The 16,074-nt window shown below is 64.7% G+C and carries 20 protein-coding genes; 9 read left to right on the top strand and 11 right to left on the bottom strand.

Annotated elements, in window-relative coordinates:
* Positions 1 to 139: 139 nt before the first annotated feature.
* Complete coding sequence (locus JOD78_RS22795; RefSeq protein WP_209569463.1) at positions 140 to 1,237, bottom strand: hypothetical protein; 1,098 nt, start codon at positions 1,235 to 1,237, stop codon at positions 140 to 142.
* Positions 1,238 to 1,608: 371 nt separating this feature from the next.
* Between JOD78_RS22795 and JOD78_RS22790 the strand changes: the two genes are divergently transcribed.
* On the top strand, positions 1,609 to 2,280 hold the full coding sequence (locus JOD78_RS22790; protein ID WP_134224220.1) for an HAD-IA family hydrolase: 672 nt from the start codon (positions 1,609 to 1,611) through the stop codon (positions 2,278 to 2,280).
* A 10-nt stretch (positions 2,281 to 2,290) separates the two neighbouring features.
* Here JOD78_RS22790 and JOD78_RS22785 read toward each other — a convergent pair whose 3' ends face one another.
* Both JOD78_RS22785 and JOD78_RS22780 read right to left on the bottom strand, forming a co-directional pair.
* The gene (locus JOD78_RS22785) at positions 2,291 to 2,866 is read right to left on the bottom strand and encodes a TMEM175 family protein (RefSeq protein ID WP_199725047.1); all 576 of its coding nucleotides are present in this window, start codon (positions 2,864 to 2,866) and stop codon (positions 2,291 to 2,293) included.
* On the bottom strand, positions 2,863 to 3,564 hold the full coding sequence (locus tag JOD78_RS22780; RefSeq protein WP_209569464.1) for a YoaK family protein: 702 nt from the start codon (positions 3,562 to 3,564) through the stop codon (positions 2,863 to 2,865). The genes JOD78_RS22785 and JOD78_RS22780 overlap by 4 nt, the downstream gene beginning before the upstream one ends.
* Positions 3,565 to 3,878: 314 nt before the next feature.
* Here JOD78_RS22780 and JOD78_RS22775 point away from each other — a divergent pair, with 314 nt between their 5' ends.
* From JOD78_RS22775 to JOD78_RS22765, 3 genes are all read left to right on the top strand, one after another.
* Entirely contained in the window at positions 3,879 to 4,499 is a 621-nt protein-coding gene (locus tag JOD78_RS22775) for a response regulator (protein ID WP_121041011.1), read from the top strand.
* Positions 4,500 to 4,788: 289 nt separating this feature from the next.
* On the top strand, positions 4,789 to 5,004 hold the full coding sequence (locus JOD78_RS22770; protein ID WP_227022539.1) for a hypothetical protein: 216 nt from the start codon (positions 4,789 to 4,791) through the stop codon (positions 5,002 to 5,004).
* Between the two features lie 10 nt (positions 5,005 to 5,014).
* The gene (locus JOD78_RS22765; RefSeq protein WP_134134279.1) at positions 5,015 to 5,443 is read left to right on the top strand and encodes a hypothetical protein; all 429 of its coding nucleotides are present in this window, start codon (positions 5,015 to 5,017) and stop codon (positions 5,441 to 5,443) included.
* A gap of 12 nt (positions 5,444 to 5,455) precedes the next feature.
* On the opposite strand, the gene JOD78_RS22760 is transcribed toward JOD78_RS22765, so the two are convergent.
* From JOD78_RS22760 to JOD78_RS22740, 5 genes are all read right to left on the bottom strand, one after another.
* A complete protein-coding gene (locus JOD78_RS22760; RefSeq protein ID WP_227022538.1) occupies positions 5,456 to 6,325 on the bottom strand; it encodes an AraC family transcriptional regulator in 870 nt (289 codons plus the stop codon).
* A gap of 149 nt (positions 6,326 to 6,474) precedes the next feature.
* Complete coding sequence (locus JOD78_RS22755) at positions 6,475 to 7,008, bottom strand: DNA starvation/stationary phase protection protein (protein ID WP_134134278.1); 534 nt, start codon at positions 7,006 to 7,008, stop codon at positions 6,475 to 6,477.
* A 5-nt stretch (positions 7,009 to 7,013) separates the two neighbouring features.
* Positions 7,014 to 7,841: an alpha/beta hydrolase gene (locus JOD78_RS22750; RefSeq protein ID WP_134134277.1), complete on the bottom strand. Its 828-nt coding sequence runs from the start codon at positions 7,839 to 7,841 to the stop codon at positions 7,014 to 7,016.
* Between the two features lie 135 nt (positions 7,842 to 7,976).
* Positions 7,977 to 8,399 (bottom strand): DoxX family protein, encoded by a 423-nt coding sequence (locus tag JOD78_RS22745; RefSeq protein WP_034334042.1) that lies wholly within the window; start codon positions 8,397 to 8,399, stop codon positions 7,977 to 7,979.
* Between the two features lie 12 nt (positions 8,400 to 8,411).
* Complete coding sequence (locus tag JOD78_RS22740; RefSeq protein WP_134134275.1) at positions 8,412 to 10,295, bottom strand: amidohydrolase; 1,884 nt, start codon at positions 10,293 to 10,295, stop codon at positions 8,412 to 8,414.
* Positions 10,296 to 10,589: 294 nt separating this feature from the next.
* On the opposite strand from JOD78_RS22740, the gene JOD78_RS22735 reads away from it, so the two are divergent.
* From JOD78_RS22735 to JOD78_RS22715, 5 genes are all read left to right on the top strand, one after another.
* Complete coding sequence (locus tag JOD78_RS22735; RefSeq protein ID WP_121041021.1) at positions 10,590 to 11,279, top strand: hydrolase; 690 nt, start codon at positions 10,590 to 10,592, stop codon at positions 11,277 to 11,279.
* A gap of 84 nt (positions 11,280 to 11,363) precedes the next feature.
* Positions 11,364 to 11,531: a DUF1427 family protein gene (locus JOD78_RS22730; RefSeq protein ID WP_134134273.1), complete on the top strand. Its 168-nt coding sequence runs from the start codon at positions 11,364 to 11,366 to the stop codon at positions 11,529 to 11,531.
* A 13-nt stretch (positions 11,532 to 11,544) separates the two neighbouring features.
* Positions 11,545 to 11,787: a DUF1427 family protein gene (locus JOD78_RS22725; RefSeq protein WP_034334045.1), complete on the top strand. Its 243-nt coding sequence runs from the start codon at positions 11,545 to 11,547 to the stop codon at positions 11,785 to 11,787.
* Between the two features lie 15 nt (positions 11,788 to 11,802).
* The gene (locus tag JOD78_RS22720) at positions 11,803 to 12,201 is read left to right on the top strand and encodes a response regulator (RefSeq protein WP_039783145.1); all 399 of its coding nucleotides are present in this window, start codon (positions 11,803 to 11,805) and stop codon (positions 12,199 to 12,201) included.
* Positions 12,202 to 12,266: 65 nt separating this feature from the next.
* On the top strand, positions 12,267 to 13,823 hold the full coding sequence (locus tag JOD78_RS22715) for an ATP-binding protein (RefSeq protein ID WP_134134271.1): 1,557 nt from the start codon (positions 12,267 to 12,269) through the stop codon (positions 13,821 to 13,823).
* A gap of 12 nt (positions 13,824 to 13,835) precedes the next feature.
* Here the strand turns inward: JOD78_RS22715 and JOD78_RS22710 are convergent, their stop codons facing one another.
* From JOD78_RS22710 to JOD78_RS22700, 3 genes are all read right to left on the bottom strand, one after another.
* Entirely contained in the window at positions 13,836 to 14,738 is a 903-nt protein-coding gene (locus JOD78_RS22710; protein ID WP_121041027.1) for an AraC family transcriptional regulator, read from the bottom strand.
* Positions 14,739 to 14,849: 111 nt separating this feature from the next.
* The gene (locus tag JOD78_RS22705; RefSeq protein ID WP_209569467.1) at positions 14,850 to 15,488 is read right to left on the bottom strand and encodes an FMN-binding negative transcriptional regulator; all 639 of its coding nucleotides are present in this window, start codon (positions 15,486 to 15,488) and stop codon (positions 14,850 to 14,852) included.
* A 73-nt stretch (positions 15,489 to 15,561) separates the two neighbouring features.
* A complete protein-coding gene (locus JOD78_RS22700) occupies positions 15,562 to 16,011 on the bottom strand; it encodes a PACE efflux transporter (RefSeq protein WP_034331311.1) in 450 nt (149 codons plus the stop codon).
* Positions 16,012 to 16,074: the final 63 nt, after the last annotated feature.

The following is a 16,074-nucleotide window of genomic DNA, read 5'->3' as shown; positions in this document are numbered from 1 at the left end:
CTGCGTTCAGAACAGCAGGATCAGCAGCAGGATGATGGGAATCGGAATCCCCAAGAGCCAGAGCAGAATGGCACCCATGTCAGTCTCCTATGAAGGTTGGTGTTCAGGTTCGGCGAAACGTGGCGCGGGAGGGCGCTGTTCAACGCAACTCAGGTTCGCCGACGCGGCGGTCATGAAGTTCATGACGCAACACCGGTTCGCCGTAGAGTTCGTTGCGATCACGCAGGCGGCCGCCGTAGGTGGCCAGCAGACTGGCGACGAAGGCACCGCACAGCAGAGCCAGGAACATCCACAGCGAGGCATAGGCAGCAGCCTTGCGGGCGGCATCAGCGGCTTCCTTGGCCTTGGTGGCAGCCTGGTCCAGATTGCGCTGGTAGGCGGCAAAGGTATCGGCCACGCGCTTCTCGGCATCGGCTTGCGACAGGCCGGTATGGCGTGCCACCAGTTGGCCCAGGTAGCGCTTGTCGTTGTCGGCCAGTTGCTGGTTGGCCAGCGAATAACCGAAGACGCGGACCACTTCCATGCGTTGGGCCGAGGTCAGTTCACGGCCATCGGCGGGAGTCGGTGCAGCCAGCGGCGCGGCGGGAGCGGCGGTGGCGGCATCGCTGCCGGCGGCTGGAGTCACCGGTGCGGCAGGGGCTGCGCTGGTGTTGGCGGTGCCATTGGCGGTGCCGCTACGGAACATGGAATCGATGAAATAACCCGAGGCACGATCAGCCAGGTTGCCAGCTTGTTGCGCGCTCTCCGGGCCCATGGCCGCAGCGGTCGCGGCAGCGCCGGTACCGAGTACGCCACCGGCGGCACCCAGGGTCTTGGCCCCGCCCGAGATCACGCTGCCCACGGCCGAGCCCAGCAGGGCAGCGGTGGCCAGCGAAGCCACGGCCCAGGCCAGCAGGCCATGTGCGGTATCGCGGAAATAGACTTCACGGGTATGCAGGCCAGCCCACTTCACGCGCAGGCGGCCGGCCAGGAAGCCACCGATGGCCGAGGCGGCGATCTGGGTGAACAGCAGCCAGCCGGCCGTGGAATAGCCGATGGCCTTGGCCGAGACGCCCTCGCCGGACCACGGCGAGATCGACGAGAAGCCGAGGCCAAAGCCCAGCATCACCAGGATGAAGGACAAGGCCGCCGCCGCAAAAGCGCCGGCCAGAATGGCACCCCACGAGACGCCGGAGCCGTTGTTGTTGACGGCCTCGACGCTGGCCGGTGGAAGGGGATGGATGGTTGAGGTGGTCATGAGTCTCCTCGCGATTCTTGATGGATTGATCTCTGCGACTGGCGCAGGGCTGGGGGGCATTGCCACGGAGAGACTGTAGGCGCGCGCTGGCGCGCGCGCCATCGGCGGAGTTCGGCAGGTGGCGTAGGAGAGCAGGGAAGCGGGGAGTCGGCGTACAGGAAAACGTGCAGAATTCCGTACAAAATTCCGTGCCGAATTCACTACAGGAATCAGTACGGAAAAACGCACGGAAAAACGTACAGAAAGAGCGGCAGAACAATGCTCAGTACGCTGTACAGAAAACTGCACAGCAGCGCTGCACCGAGTCTTATAGAATGAGCGCCTCACACACCGGCATCCTGCCCTGCCGCCCCAACCTGCTACGGATTCCCATGGCCAACACGCACAGCACTCCGATCACGCATTTCCTGTTCGACCTCGACGGTACTCTCATGGACAGCGACGCCCTGCACCACGCTGCCTTCAACACCATCCTGTCGCGCTGGGGCCGCTCGGTGGATGTGGACTACTACAAGACCCACATCATGGGGGCGTCCAACGCCATGATCTTCGATCACCTGTTTCCCGGCATGCCGGCCTCGGAATACCAGCCGCTGGCCGAAGAAAAGGAACAGCTGTTCCGCTCGCAGCTGGACCAGCAGGTCGCGCCCACGCCCGGCATCGAACGCCTGCTCGACCATATCGCCCGCATCGGCGGACGCACGGCAGTGGTGACCAATGCACCGCGCGCCAATGCCGAGCTGATGTTGAAGGCCACCGGCCTGGCCGGCCGCTTCGATACGCTGGTGATTGGCGATGAGCTGGAACGCGCCAAACCCGATCCCCTGCCCTACCTGACCGCCCTGCAACTGCTGGGCGGCACACCGGACCAGGCGGTAGCCTTCGAGGATTCGAGTTCGGGCGTGAAAGCCGCCAGCAGCGCCCAGGTCTGGACCTTCGGCATGCTGGGTGGACTGGATGAAGCGCGCCTGCGGGCTGCCGGTGCCCACGCCGTGATCCGCGATTTCAACGGTCAGGCGCTGTGGGACAAGATCGGCGGATAAGTCCGCGCCTTCATTGCGAGCGGGCCGCCTCGAAGTGATGGTCCGGCAGGAACCACAGCAGGGCCAGCAGCACGTAGATGGCGGTCGCGCCCAGCGGGGTGGCCAGTGACAGCGGAATGGCCACCGCATAGAGCAGGATGGAGAGCGCATTCTTGCGCCCGTGTCCCAGCATGGCCGCCAGCGAAGGATGCGCCGCTTCACTGTGGCGCAGCGCGCGTTTCAACAGCAGGAAAGAGACCGAACACATCAGCAGCACCACGCCATAGCAGGCCACGGGTGCGCTTTGCCGATGATGGTTGGCCACCCACGAGGTGACGAAGGGCAGCAGCGACAGCCAGAACAGCAGGTGCAGGTTGGCCCACAGCACGCGCCGGTCGACCTGCGTGGCCAGCTGCAGCAGGTGATGATGGTTGACCCAGTAGATGCCGATGTAGACGAAGCTCAGCACATAGCTCAGCAGCGGCGGCATGAGAGGTGCGAGGTCGGCCAGACCGGCGCCCTGCGGTGTCTGCAAGCCCAGCACCATGATGGTGATGGCAATGGCGATGACGCCATCGCTGAAGGCTTCCAGCCGCGACTTGTTCACGACGCGGCCGCCTTGGCCGGCAGCGGCTGGCGAAATTCCCACACCACCATCGCCACCAGGATCAGCACCGGCACGATCAGCCCGGCAAAGCCGACGGCGTAATAGGCGAAGGCGGCGGCGATGGCACCCGCGCCGAACGACAGCACCGGCCACACGAACTTGATGCAGCGCTCGGTGGTGCCGGCATCGGCCGCGCCGCGCAGCATGTCCACCACGTCGATCACCACTTGCGTGACGTTGCCCGTCATCAGCGAGGTCGGTGCCAGATGCGCCAGCAGCAGGCGGCTGATGGCGCTGTGCACGCCCATCGATGCCGTGCCCAGCAGCCCGGACGCCATCACCCAGCCCGCCGTGGGCGACTGCACCGGCGCGGCGGCGATGCCGCAGAGCATGAATCCGGTCAGCAACAGCAACTGCAGCAGCAGTGACCAGCCCAGGGCGCGGCCATCGCGGCGCTGGATGGCGGCGATGAACAGGCGTGCCACGGCCACGCCGAGGATGAAGGCCGGGAAGGCCAGGAATTTCAGCAGGATGGACATCTGCGAGGTATCCGCCAGGGCCGCGCCGATGAGGATGAAGTTGCCCGTCACATGGGCCGTGAACAGGCCGAACAGCGCGATGAAGCCCAGCGTATCGACATAGGCGGCGAGGAAGGCCAGTCCCGAGGACTGGAGGCGGTTGCGTTGTGCGGCATTCATGAGGTGTCTCGCTTCCGGAGGGCGGGGGGCAGGCCGCACACCTTAGCACCGCTGCTGCCGTCCGCCCATTATCCCTGTGGATAAGACAAGTCCGGCGAAGCCGCGCCAAACCCTTGCCGATCCGGCAACGATATGCCTTTGATGGATGCAACAAAGGCATTTTCTACAAAAAACAGCACATTTGTACAATCCAAGCCGGGCCTGAATGCTGATGATGCGAAGGACTGCACGGCAAGGCCTGCGATGCCCGAAGAGGGGCGTTGCGAAGGCGTGCCGGTGCAAGGATTTTCGCAACCCGGCAAGACGGATTCATTATGGAAAGTACCGTATACGTCGTCGATGACGATGGCATGGTCAGGACCGCCCTGTTGAGACTGCTGGCCTCGGCCGGCCTGAAGGCGCGCGGCTTTGCCTCAGCCGACGAGTTTCTGCGCGAGTCGCTGCCGGGCACGCCGTGCTGCCTGCTGCTGGACATGAAGATGCCCGGCTCGGATGGCTTCGAGGTGGTACGGCAGCTGGAACAGCGCGGCGATGCCATTCCGGTGATCTTCATTTCCGGCTACGGCACCATTCCCGTGACGGTGCAGGCGATGAAGGCCGGTGCGCATGAATTCCTTACCAAGCCGATCGAAGACGAGCGCCTGCTGGGCGCAGTGCAGGAGGCACTGGCCATTGCCGGGCGGGATCTGCATCAGCGTGTGGAGCAGGCCGCCAGCACTTCGCGGCTGGAAAAGCTGACCCCGCGTGAGCGGGAAGTGCTGGAACTGGCCATCGGCGGATTGCTCAACAAGCAGATCGCCACCGAGCTGGGCATCAGCGAAATCACCGTCAAGGTCCACAAGCGCCGCGTGATGGACAAGATGCAGACCAAGACCCTGGCCGATCTGGTGCGGGCGGCGGAGCGCTTGCAGATTCATTCTGCGCGGCAGCGGTGAGGCTGCCGGCCAGCTGACGGTATCCGCACGAGACGGACCATCAATGACCACCGCAAGAGCGCCCATCGTAGTCGAAGGCCTTCGAAACTGATCCGCTTTTGCGGTATTCCTGAACACATCCCTTCTTCCCATCAGTAAGCTGTGCGGCTCTGACAGCAGCCCGGGCGGCCTCCATCGCTACCCGCACAACCACGATGGGCAATCTCAAGAACATCATTGGCACCGGCGGTGAATACCTGTGCGGTATTGAACTCATGCGTCCGGTCATTCCATCAAGCGTGCGCGCGCCATGAAGACCCCTTTCTTCGTGGGCATCGTCGATCGCAGCACCGCACGCCGGGAGCGGATCCATGTAAAGGGGATAGATGCACGCCAATCGAAGGGGATCGCACGTCTTGCGCCACACCATGACCTTGCCGAAGACGCCGTCAAGATTGCCCTCTACAACGAAGTTTGCCGCTTCTGGTCGCTGCGCAACAATCCGCCACTGACACAGCTCATTTGAGGAGCAGCCCATGCCACGTTCCCGTCGTCAAGAAATCGCACACCAATTTGCCGAGGGCCTGGTTGCGCAAATGTTGCAGCGATCCGGTAGTGAATTCTTTCACGTGACGCCTTCCCGCCCGGGCGAACACATCGACCTTCTGGTGAGCCAGGGTGACGGCCTGTGCGGCATCGAAGTGCGGTATGCAGAGCGCAGCGAGGGTGTCGAGCAACTCTGGAACGAATGGAAAGACGCCGTTCGCGCATCCGGCAGGAAACGCCGCTCTGCGCTGGCAAGAACGATGAAGGCGATACGACGGGGGACGACGGCAAATCAAGTGGATCCTGATCTCCATCTGGTCGTGGTCACCGGCACGGGAGACAAAATATATACGGACCAGAGCATTGCGCCCTTGTTGACGCCGGATGACCGCACCCATATTTCCGTGCTGGGCGAGTAAGCCAGGCATGGCCTATCCCTGTCCCCTCACCCACCCCATCGGCCCCACCCCCATCACCTGCTTGAACACCCGGCTGAAGTGACTTTGGTCCGAGAACCCGCACTCCAGCGCAATGACCGACATGCTCTTGCCCTCCTCGCGCAGCAGCTGGCAAGCCAGGGCGATGCGCTGGCGCTGCAGCCAGGCGTGCGGCGGCAGGCCAAAGCTGAGCTTGAAGGCGCGCGAGAAATGCGCGCGCGACAAACCGCACTGCGCCGCCAGCTCGGCCAGCGTGAGGCGCTGTCCCAAATGCGCCAGCATGTAGTCCCGTACCCGCACCTGCTGCCATCCGGCCAGGCGGCCGCTGTTGCGCGCCAGCGGCTGGCCGCCATAGTGCCGGGCCAGATGCGTGTGCAGGGCCAGCGTCACGCTGTCCATGAACACCGTATCGCCATCATTGGCCGCCTCGCCCAGCATCGGCAACATCGCCTGCACCAGGTGCCAGATCACCGGGTCGCGCACCGCCTGGCGCTGCTGCAGCCCGCTGATGCGGCGTCCGCCCTCCTCGCTCCATTGCTCGATGGTGGCGCGCGGCAACTGCAGGCGTACGTTGTCGTAGTCCGACAGGTGCTGGCAGCGCCACTGCTCGCGCAGGTCGGTGATGGCCATTTCGCCGCTGCGGTGGCCGCCCGCATGCATCAGCTGCTGGCCGCGCCACAGCTTGTGATGGCGAAAATCCTGCAATTGCACGATCACCGAAAAAGCATCCTCGCCGGGAATGTCGATCACCGGCACCGCCCCGGACGAGACGCCCGTGACCTGCGACTGCGTGGTGCGCGTCAGGCTAAGGCCGTCCTGCAGGCGGAGAAGCTTGATGAAACGCCGGGGCAAGGGCTGGATCACGTGGAAAATCGATAAAAGTGAAAGAAAGAAAAACCACCCGCTCCAGTGGCGGCCAACAAGCCGACGCATCCGAAGCTGAGTGAAGGAAAACGCAAAAAAGGCAGAGCCGTCAAGCTCTGCCTTCCGCACCCTGCATCAAGAGGGAGCGCTCACATCGAGGTCCGCCCCGACTCAAACAGGAACCAGGCCCGCTGCTCGGCCTCGTCGATCCAGTTTTCCAGCAGGCTGGCGGTGGCGACGTCGCCGTGCTCATCGCACAGCTCGTGGGTCGCCATCATGAATCCGACCAGGCGCAAGTTGTCCTCGCGCAGTTCGGCCAGCATGTCGGAGGGTGTGACGAAGTCGGCATCGTTGTCGGCCAGCCGCTGCAGCTTGCCGACCTGCCCGGTGGACCGCAGCGTGGTCGCACCGATCTTGCGCACCCGCTCGGCCACCGCATCGGTGATGGCAAGGATCTGCTGGGACTGGTCGTCCAGCAGCAGGTGATAGTCGCGGAAATGCGGCCCCGACATGTGCCAGTGGAAATTCTTGGTCTTCAGGTACAGCGCGAAGATGTCCGCCAGCAACATGGTCAAGGCCCCGCCGATCTCCCGGCTGGCCTGTGCGGACAGCACGCCAGGCGTAGCCAGCGGTGCCAGGCGACGCTGTTCAAGCTGCTGGCGTTGGTTTGCGTCCAGGCTCATGGTGCTTACCCCTTCAGGAAGGCCAGCAGGTCTTCGTTGATCTGGTCCTTGTGGGTGGCGCACAGGGCGTGCGGTGCGCCGCCATAGATCTTCAGCTGCGCACCCGGCACCATCCCGGCCACCAGCTTGCCGGTGGTCTGGAAGGGGACGACCTGGTCGTCATCACCGTGGATCACCAGGGTCGGGAAATTGAATTTCTTGATGTCTTCACGGAAGTCGGTGCCGGAGAAGGCGCTCACGCAATCCAGCGTTCCCTTCAGCGAGGCCAGCATGGCGATGTTGAAGGTCTGCGAGAGCACGCCGGCGCTGACCGCATCGGCCTTGCCCGGACGGTTGGTGCCGAAGAAGACGGCGGCGAAGTCGCTGATGAATTGCGCGCGATCCTTGAGCAGGCCTTCCTTGATGCCGGCAAAGACCTCGGCCGGCACGCCCTGCGGGAAGTCCGGCGCCTGGCCGAAGATCGGCGTCACCGCACCCAGCAGCGCCGCCTTGGCCACGCGCTTGCTGCCGTGGCGGCCGATGTAGCGGGCCACGTCGCCGCCACCCATGGAGAAGCCGACCAGGGTCGCGCCCTGCAGGTCCAGCTTGTCCATCAGCTCGGCCAGGTCATCGGCGAAGGTGTCGTAGTCGTAACCGCTCCAGGGTTGGCTGGAACGGCCGAAACCACGGCGGTCATAGGCGATGACGCGGTAGCCGCGCTCGGCCAGGAAGTTCATCTGGTATTCCCACATGTCGCCGTCCAGCGGCCAGCCGTGGCCGAAGACGACCGGTTGGCCGCTGCCCCAGTCCTTGTAATAGATTTCAGTGCCGTCGCGGGTAGTGATGGTGCTCATGGTGTGACTCCTTGTGAGATGGTGTGGAGAGGCCGTGCAGGGAACAGCAACCGCCCTGCGCATGGCAGAGCGGCCTGACAACGTTGAATCTGCCAATGAAGCCTGAAGAGAGACCGCCGTGAATCGACTTGATTCCTACGGCTGAGCTGCAGCCTGGCCCAGCCGCCACTGGCCCGGACCGCACAGCGCGATGGCCGTGAAAATCACCAGCAGCAGCCAGCCGAACTGCCCTTCCGCGATGCTCCAGCCGGGATGCACCGCCAGCATGGCCACCAGCAGCACGCCGATGATGGGCAGGCAGGCCAGGCGGGTGAACAGGCCCAGCGCGATCAACACCGGACATAGCGCTTCGGCCAAAATGGCGGACCAGAGCGATACCGTCGGGCCGAGGCCGAAGGGATCCTCGATGACGGTCAGCTCATGCGCGTAATGCATGAGCTTGGGCAAGCCATGCACGTAGAACAGCATGAAGCTGCCGGCCACGCGCAGGAACAGCAAACCCAGATCCAGGGGCGGGACCGGCCAACCGGTCCGGCGAGCGGAATGATGCGCTTGCATGATCGGCCCCGCTCAGAACGCGAAGCAACTGCAACCCAACGCGCCCCAGAAACCGGCGAAGTGGGAAACCGGAACGCTGGACTTGCGCGCCACGTCATGGGAGTGACCATGCACGCCGCACGAACCCGCGCAGGCATGCGGCAGCGCGGTCTTCTTCTGGCGCGCGGCATCGCTGCTGGCGACGGCGCGATAGTGTCCCGGCACCTTGGCCACCGGCGACCACTCGGGCAGCACCGGGATCTCGCCCGGGCCGTGCGCGGAGAACGGACCGGTGCCATAGACCACCTTGCCATCCACCACGGTCATGACCGATTCGATGGACTTGATGTCGTCTTCATGCACGCTGAAGAAATCCGCCGACAGCACGGCGAGGTCGGCCAGCTGGCCGGCCTGGATGCGACCCTTCTTGGCCTGCTCGCTGGAGAACCAGGCGCTGCCTGCTGTCCACAGTTCCAGTGCAGTTTCGCGAGGTAACCTGCCAGTTGACCGGTACAGTTGCGTGCCGCCAACAGTACGGCCGGAGACCAACCAGTACAGTGCAGTCCAGGGGTTGTAGCTGGCCACGCGGGTGGCGTCGGTGCCGGCCCCGACCGGCACGCCCATCTCCAGCATCTTGGCCACGGGTGGCGTGTGCTCGGCGGCATCGCTGCCGTAGCGATCGATGAAGTATTCGCCCTGGAAGGCCATGCGATGCTGGATGGCAATGCCGCCGCCCAGCGCCTTGACGCGCTCGATGTTGCGCTCGGTGATGGTCTCGGCGTGGTCGAACATCCAGTGCAGGCCGTCGAAGGGGATATCGCGGTTGACCTTCTCGAACACGTCCAGCATGCGCGAGATCGATTCGTCATAGGTGGCATGCAGGCGGAACGGCCAGCGGTTGGACACGAGGTGGCGCACCACCCGTTCCAGCTCCTCTTCCATGCCGTCGGCCAGGTCGGGACGCGGCTCGAGGAAATCCTCGAAGTCGGCCGCCGAGAACACCAGCATTTCACCGGCGCCGTTATGGCGCAGGAAGTCGTCCCCGTCACCGGGCTTGACCATACCGGTCCACTTCTGGAAATCGGCCAGTTCACTTCCCTTGCTCTGGGTGAACAGATTGTAGGCAATGCGGATGGTCAGTTGGCCGTCGGCCGCGAGCTTGTTGATGATCTGGTAGTCGTCCGGGTAGTTCTGGAAACCGCCGCCGGCATCGATGGCGCTGGTCACGCCCAGGCGGTTCAGCTCGCGCATGAACTGGCGGGTCGAATTGACCTGGTATTCCTGCGGCAGGGCCGGTCCCTTGGCCAGGGTGGCATACAGGATCATGGCATTGGGACGGGCGATCAGCATGCCGGTCGGATTGCCCGAGGCATCGCGCACGATCTCGCCGCCCGGCGGGTTGGGCGTGTCCTTGGTATAGCCCACTGCTTGCAGCGCGGCGCGATTGAGCAGCGCGCGGTCATACAGGTGCAGCACGAAGACCGGGGTATCGGGTGCGGCCGCGTTCAACTCTTCCAGCGTGGGCATGCGCTTCTCGGCGAACTGGAATTCGGTCCAGCCACCGACCACGCGCACCCATTGCGGATGCGGCGTGCGGGCCGCCTGGTCCTTCAACATGCGCAGTGCATCGGCCAGCGACGGCACGCCTTCCCAGCGCAGTTCCAGGTTGTAGTTCAGGCCGCCACGGATGAGGTGCAGGTGCGAGTCGTTCAGGCCGGGGATGACGGTGCGGCCGCCCAGGTCGATGACCTGGGTGCTGGCCTGCTTGAGACGCATCACGTCGGCGGCGCTGCCGACTTCGATGAATTTTCCGCCGCCGATGGCAACGGCGTCGGCGATGGGGTTTTGCTTGTCGACGGTGTGGATCTTGCCGTTCAACAAAATCAGGTCAGGGGTGACGCTGGCTGCGGTGGTCATGGAGGCTCCGGGCATGGGCTGCAACGATGAAGAGGGCGGATTGCGCAGGGTGTGGCGTCGCGGGCGGCGAATCGTCCATCTCATGCGCTTGTGTTGGTGCTTTTGTTGGTGATGGCAGTGTGCAAAAACGCACTGCCAGCGTCTAGCTATACGAACAGATAATGGCAGCGCCCTGCCCGCTTGCCTATGATCGCCTCCGGCAGCCTCACTCCCCTGCCACGCCGCTGCGCACCGCCTCTCCCCGGCCAAGGCAGCGGCTGCCGTCTCCCTGTTCACTCCACCTACGGAACCATCATGACCACCAACACCAAACTCGACGTCCTGACCCCGACCAACTGCCAGCTCATCATCATCGACCACCAGCCGCAGATGGCCTTCGGCGTGCAGTCGATGGACCGCCAGGCACTGAAGAACAACGTCGTCGCCCTGGCCAAGTCGGCCAAGGTCTTCAACATCCCTACCGTCATCACCACCGTGGAAACCCAGGGCTTCTCCGGCTACACCTATCCGGAACTGCTGTCGGTCTTCCCCGAGCACGACATCCTGGAACGTACCTCCATGAACTCCTGGGATGACCAGAAGGTGCGCGACGCCCTCAAGGCCAACGGCAAGAAGAAAGTGGTCGTGGCCGGCCTGTGGACCGAAGTCTGCAACAACAGCTTCGCCCTGTGTGCCATGGCCGAAGGCGACTACGAGATCTACATGGTGGCCGACGCCTCCGGCGGCACCTCCAAGGAGGCCCACGACTACGCCATGCAGCGCATGATCCAGGCCGGCGTCATCCCCGTGACCTGGCAGCAGGTGATGCTGGAATGGCAGCGCGACTGGGCCCGCAAGGAAACCTACAGCGCCGTCATGGACATCGTGCGCGAACACTCGGGTGCCTACGGCATGGGCGTGGACTACGCCTACACCATGGTGCACAAGGCCGAGCAGCGCCCGCACGGCAACCAGAAGATCCTGGCACCGGTGCCGGCCAAGTAAGCCAGTCCGGTCACCGACGCCGCCGCGCTCCTGCCCTGCATCGGCGGGGCGCGGCGGCGTCCCATCTTCACGAGGAGCCGGGCCATGTCCGCTTATCTGATTTCCTTGGGGGCCGGCATCCTGATCGGTGTCTTCTACGCGCTCTTCAAGGTGCGCTCACCGGCACCACCGGGCATTGCCCTCATCGGCCTCTTGGGCATGGTGCTGGCCGAGCGCCTGGTCAACGGCCTGGCCCCCCTGCTGGGCCACTGATCCCGGAGTACGCATGAAACCTTACCTGATCTCCCTCCTGATGGGCCTGCTGGCCGGCCTGATCTACGCGGCCCTGCACGTGCAGTCACCGGCACCGCCCATCATCGCCCTGCTCGGCTTGCTGGGCATGCTCATCGGCGAACAGCTGGTGCCCATCGTGCGCCGCAAGCTGGCCGGCGAGCCGCTGAGCGCAGCGTGGTTCCACCGCGAATGCATGCCCAAGATCACCGGCACACCGCCGCCGGACGCCAAGTGAGCCACCGGGCAGACGATGATGAGCGAAGGGGAGACAACGCCACCATCACACCGCCCCATCGCGGTGATCGATGACGATCTCGGGGTCCGCGCGGCCCTGTGCAACCTGCTGGATTCCGCCGGGCATCGCCATTGCAGTTTCGATGGCGGCGAGGATTTCCTCACCAGCACCTGCCTGCCGGTAGCCGCCTGCGCCATCGTGGACCTGAACCTGCCGGGAATGAGCGGCTTCGAACTGGCCGAGCAGCTGCGCAGCCTGCGGCCGGACCTGCCGGTGCTGTTCATCTCGGCGCAGGTCACGCCGCTGCAGCGCCAGCGCGCCACGGCCATGGGCATGGCGCTGCTGGTCAAACCGGTCGACGCCGATACCCTGCTGGTGCTGCTGACGTCCACCCTGCTCTACGGCCCGCCCTGAACCGCGCGCGTCGGCAATGCGGCACAATGCGGCCTTGACCTCATCATCCTTGCCTGGAGATCCCCTTGCCGTCCGACCCGCGCCCTGCCGACGACGATGCCCTGCTGCACGCCCTGCGCGAATTGTCGGCGCTGCTCGACCCGGTTCTGCTCAAGCCGGCGCTCACCCGCGCGCTCTGCCAACTGGCCGGTGCACGGCGCTGCCTGCTGGTGCGGCATGAGGCCGGCCTGACCCTGATCGAGGCCGAGGCCCGGCGCGATGGCATGGATGTCTGCAACAGCCAGGATCACTGCATCGCCGGGCCGGACGATCTGCACACGGCCGCGCTCACCCTGCGCCTGAGCCATCGTGGCCAGGCGCGTGGCGAACTGCTGCTGTATTACGACGCGCCACCCGCTGCGGCCCTGACGCGCCGCGCCCATCACCTCGCCGCCCACGCCGCCGTGGCCCTGGCCAATGCCGCCGACCATGCGCAGGCCTTGCTGGAAAAGGAACAACTGCTGTGCGCCGAGCGCGAACTGCGCACCAGCCAGGAACTGCTCAAGCAGGGCGAACGCTTCAACCACGCCGGCAGCATGCGCTACCTGGTACGCGAAGACCTGATGTTCTGCTCCGATGAACTGTGCCGCATCTACGGCCTGCCGGCGGGCCGCAACTGCATCACCTATGACGAGTTCGCGTCCATCATGCATCCCGATGACCGGCAGGAAGTGATCGAGACCGTCAATGCGGCCGTCGCCATGGGCGGCACCATCCGCGTGGAGCACCGCATCTGCCGCCAGGACACGGGCGAGGTGCGCTATCTCTCCGGCATCGGCAAGCCGGTATGGGTGGATGGCACCTTCACCGAATACGTGGGGACGGCCACCGACATCACCGTGCGGCGGCAGGCGGAATACGCCATCCGCGCGGCTCAGGTGGACATGGAGCGCGTCTCGCGCGCCAACACCGTGGGCCAGCTGACCGCGTCCATCGCCCATGAAATCAACCAGCCGCTGATGTCCATCGTCTCCAACGCCGGGGCCAGCCTGCGCTGGCTGAACCGGCCCGTACCCGAACTGGAACATGCGCGCGCCGGCCTGCGCGACATCATCAGCGAAGGCCAGCGCGCCGGCGGCATCATCAGCAGCCTGCAGAACCTGACCCGCAATCGCGCGCCGCAATTCGAGCGCCTCGACCTGGCTGCGCTGATCCGCCATACGCTGACCCTGTCACGCAGCGAGCTGGATCAACGCGAAGTGCATCTTTCGCTGTCCCTGCCGCCTGCCGAGGTCCATGTACTGGGGGATACGGTGCAGTTGCAGCAGGTGCTGCTGAACCTGGTGGTCAATGCCATCGATGCCATGGCAGCCGTGCCGGAAAATGCACGCACGCTCAACATTGGCGTGAGCTGCTGCAATGAACAGCGCGTGAAGGTAGAGATACAGGATAGCGGCGAGGGCATCGCGGCCGACGCCATGCCACACATCTTCGATGCCTTCTATACCACCAAGGAAAACGGCATGGGCATGGGGCTGGCGATCTGCCGTTCCATCATCGAAACCCATCGCGGCCGCCTGCGCGTGGAGGCGGCGCAGCCGCAAGGGACGGTGTTCAGCTTCGACCTGCCGCGCGTGCCGTGAGCCGCGGGACCCTCAGCCCAACCGGCGGCGCCATGCGCCCGGGCTGCTGCCCACGATCTGCGAGAACACGCGGCTGAAATGGCTCTGGTCGTAGAAGTCGCAGGCCACCGCGATCTCGGCCAGCGACAGGCTGGTGTGGCGCAGATATTCGCGCGCCATGTCGACCCGCTGCAGCAGCAGCCACTGGTGCGGCGTGTGGCCGGTACTGGCCTTGAAGGCGCGCAGGAAGTAGCTGGCCGACATGTTGCATTCGCGCGCGATCTCGGGAATGGAAACCTGCTCGCGGTTTTTCTGCAGCAGCATCTGCTTGGCCCGCTCCTCGTGCAGGCGCGACAGCCGCACATGGCGCGGCGCAGGCAGGCTGGCCCCGCCATAGCGTTGCAGCAGATGGGTGCCCATGGCCAGGCCGAGCTGGTCGACGAACAGGTAATTGTCGGCATCGGGCTGGGCCAGTGCCGGGGCCAGTGCAGCGGCCAGATGGGCCAGCACCGGATCATCGTGGCCGGTGACGGTGGCCAGCCCGCTGGCCTTGCGGCCGCGCAGATCCTCGTTGACCGTGGCAAACCATGACAGCGGCAACTCCACCAGCAGGAAGTCGAAGGGCGTCTGCAAGTCGGCCCGGTAGTCTTCGGAAAAATCGCGGATGTAGACGGCACCGCGTCCGAACTCGAACTGCGCGCCCTGGCGGCCACGGAAAATGCTGCGGCGGTGCTGCGACGCCATCGAGATGCCGACCAGGAAACCGCGATCGGAGGCCGGCGTGTAGACCTGCGACACCTCACTGCCCTCGACCCGCTTGCGATAGAAGCTGAACTGACTGCCCTGCAGCTCCTGGCTCTGCTTCAGCGCAGTGGACGAGCAGCCGAGAGAGTCGCTGCGTGCGGGAGCGGTGGCAAGCGGGACCTGGGCAGTCATGGGCGACCTCGTGGAAAACTGGAATGCAGGAGGGCATGCGACAACCCTGTTCCGGGATTCTACAGGGCCGCGCATTCCCGTGTGAGGAATCAACAGCTCGCTTGCCCGCGATTACTGTTGCTTGCGGGCAGCCTCCTGCAGCATGGCCTCGCCCAGTTGCACATGGCCGCGCTCGGCCAGCGTTCTGCCTGCGCCTTCGATATCCCGCACGTCCTTGTTCTGGCTGAGCTTGCGCTTGCCTTCCAGGCGCGTGATCTCGATTTCGATGCCGACGATGGCCTTGAGCAAGGTATCGGTGTAGTCGGCAGGCGCATCGGACATCTTCCACGGCTTGGCCTCGCCGGCCTCGTGAGTACGGGTCAGGCGCGCCACCACGCCGCGCAGGTAGCGCTCGTCATCGCGGATGGTCACGCGGCCATGGGCATGCGCCACGCTGTAATTCCAGGTCGGCACCTGGCGATGCGCCTCATGCTTGCTGGGATACCAGCTCGGCGAGATGTAGGCATCACCCGCCGAAAACACCACCAGCACCTGATCGCCATCGGCCAGCTCGCGCCACAGCGGATTGGCGCGCGCCACGTGAAGATGCAGCGTGCCCAAGGCCCCTTGGGCAGGGTCGAGATGGCAAGGAAGATGGTTGGCATCCAGCCCGCTGGCCGTGTGCGAGACCAGCACGCCGAAAGGATGGGCGGTGATGAGCTGGTGCAGGCTGGCGGTGTCCTGATCGGCGAAATGGGCGGGGATGTACATGAGCGTCCTGGCGGAGGGATGGAATGCCTCATTGTAAGGCAGGGTCCGCCAGGATGGCCGCTGTCCAGCCCGCTCAGCGCGCTTCTGCGGTCTGCGGGCTGACCGGCATGGCCGAGCTGGGCAGGCCGAAGACACGGTCAAAGCCGAGGTTGAACAGATAGGTGTAGATCATGAAGAACACGATCAGCCCGAAGTCCAGTACCAGCGCTTCCCACAGGCTGATGCCCAGCCACCAGGCGAACAGCGGCACCAGCATCACCACCAGCCCGCCTTCAAAACCGAGGGCGTGCGCAGCACGGCGCGCAAAGTTGCGGCCACGGCGCGGCTGGCGCGCCTCCCAGCGTTCGAACAAACCGTTGAAGATGAAATTCCATACGAAGGCAATGGTCGACGAGGCCACGGCGGCCGCCGATGCATGGCCACTGTCATGGCCCGCGAAGACGCTCAGCCCGACCGTGGTGAAAATGATGGCCAGCCCCTCGAAGAGGCAGGCATAGACCAGCTTGCGTTTGAATCCCTGCATGATGTGCTCCTGAAGACGGCAGCGCGCCAGTCCTCTGGCCGCGCGATGGAAAGCATTCTATGA

Origin of the sequence: Herbaspirillum sp. 1130, from assembly GCF_017833835.1 — a bacterium.
GTDB classification, from domain to species: domain Bacteria; phylum Pseudomonadota; class Gammaproteobacteria; order Burkholderiales; family Burkholderiaceae_D; genus Herbaspirillum; species Herbaspirillum huttiense.
This window is presented reverse-complemented; position numbering and strand designations above follow the sequence as displayed.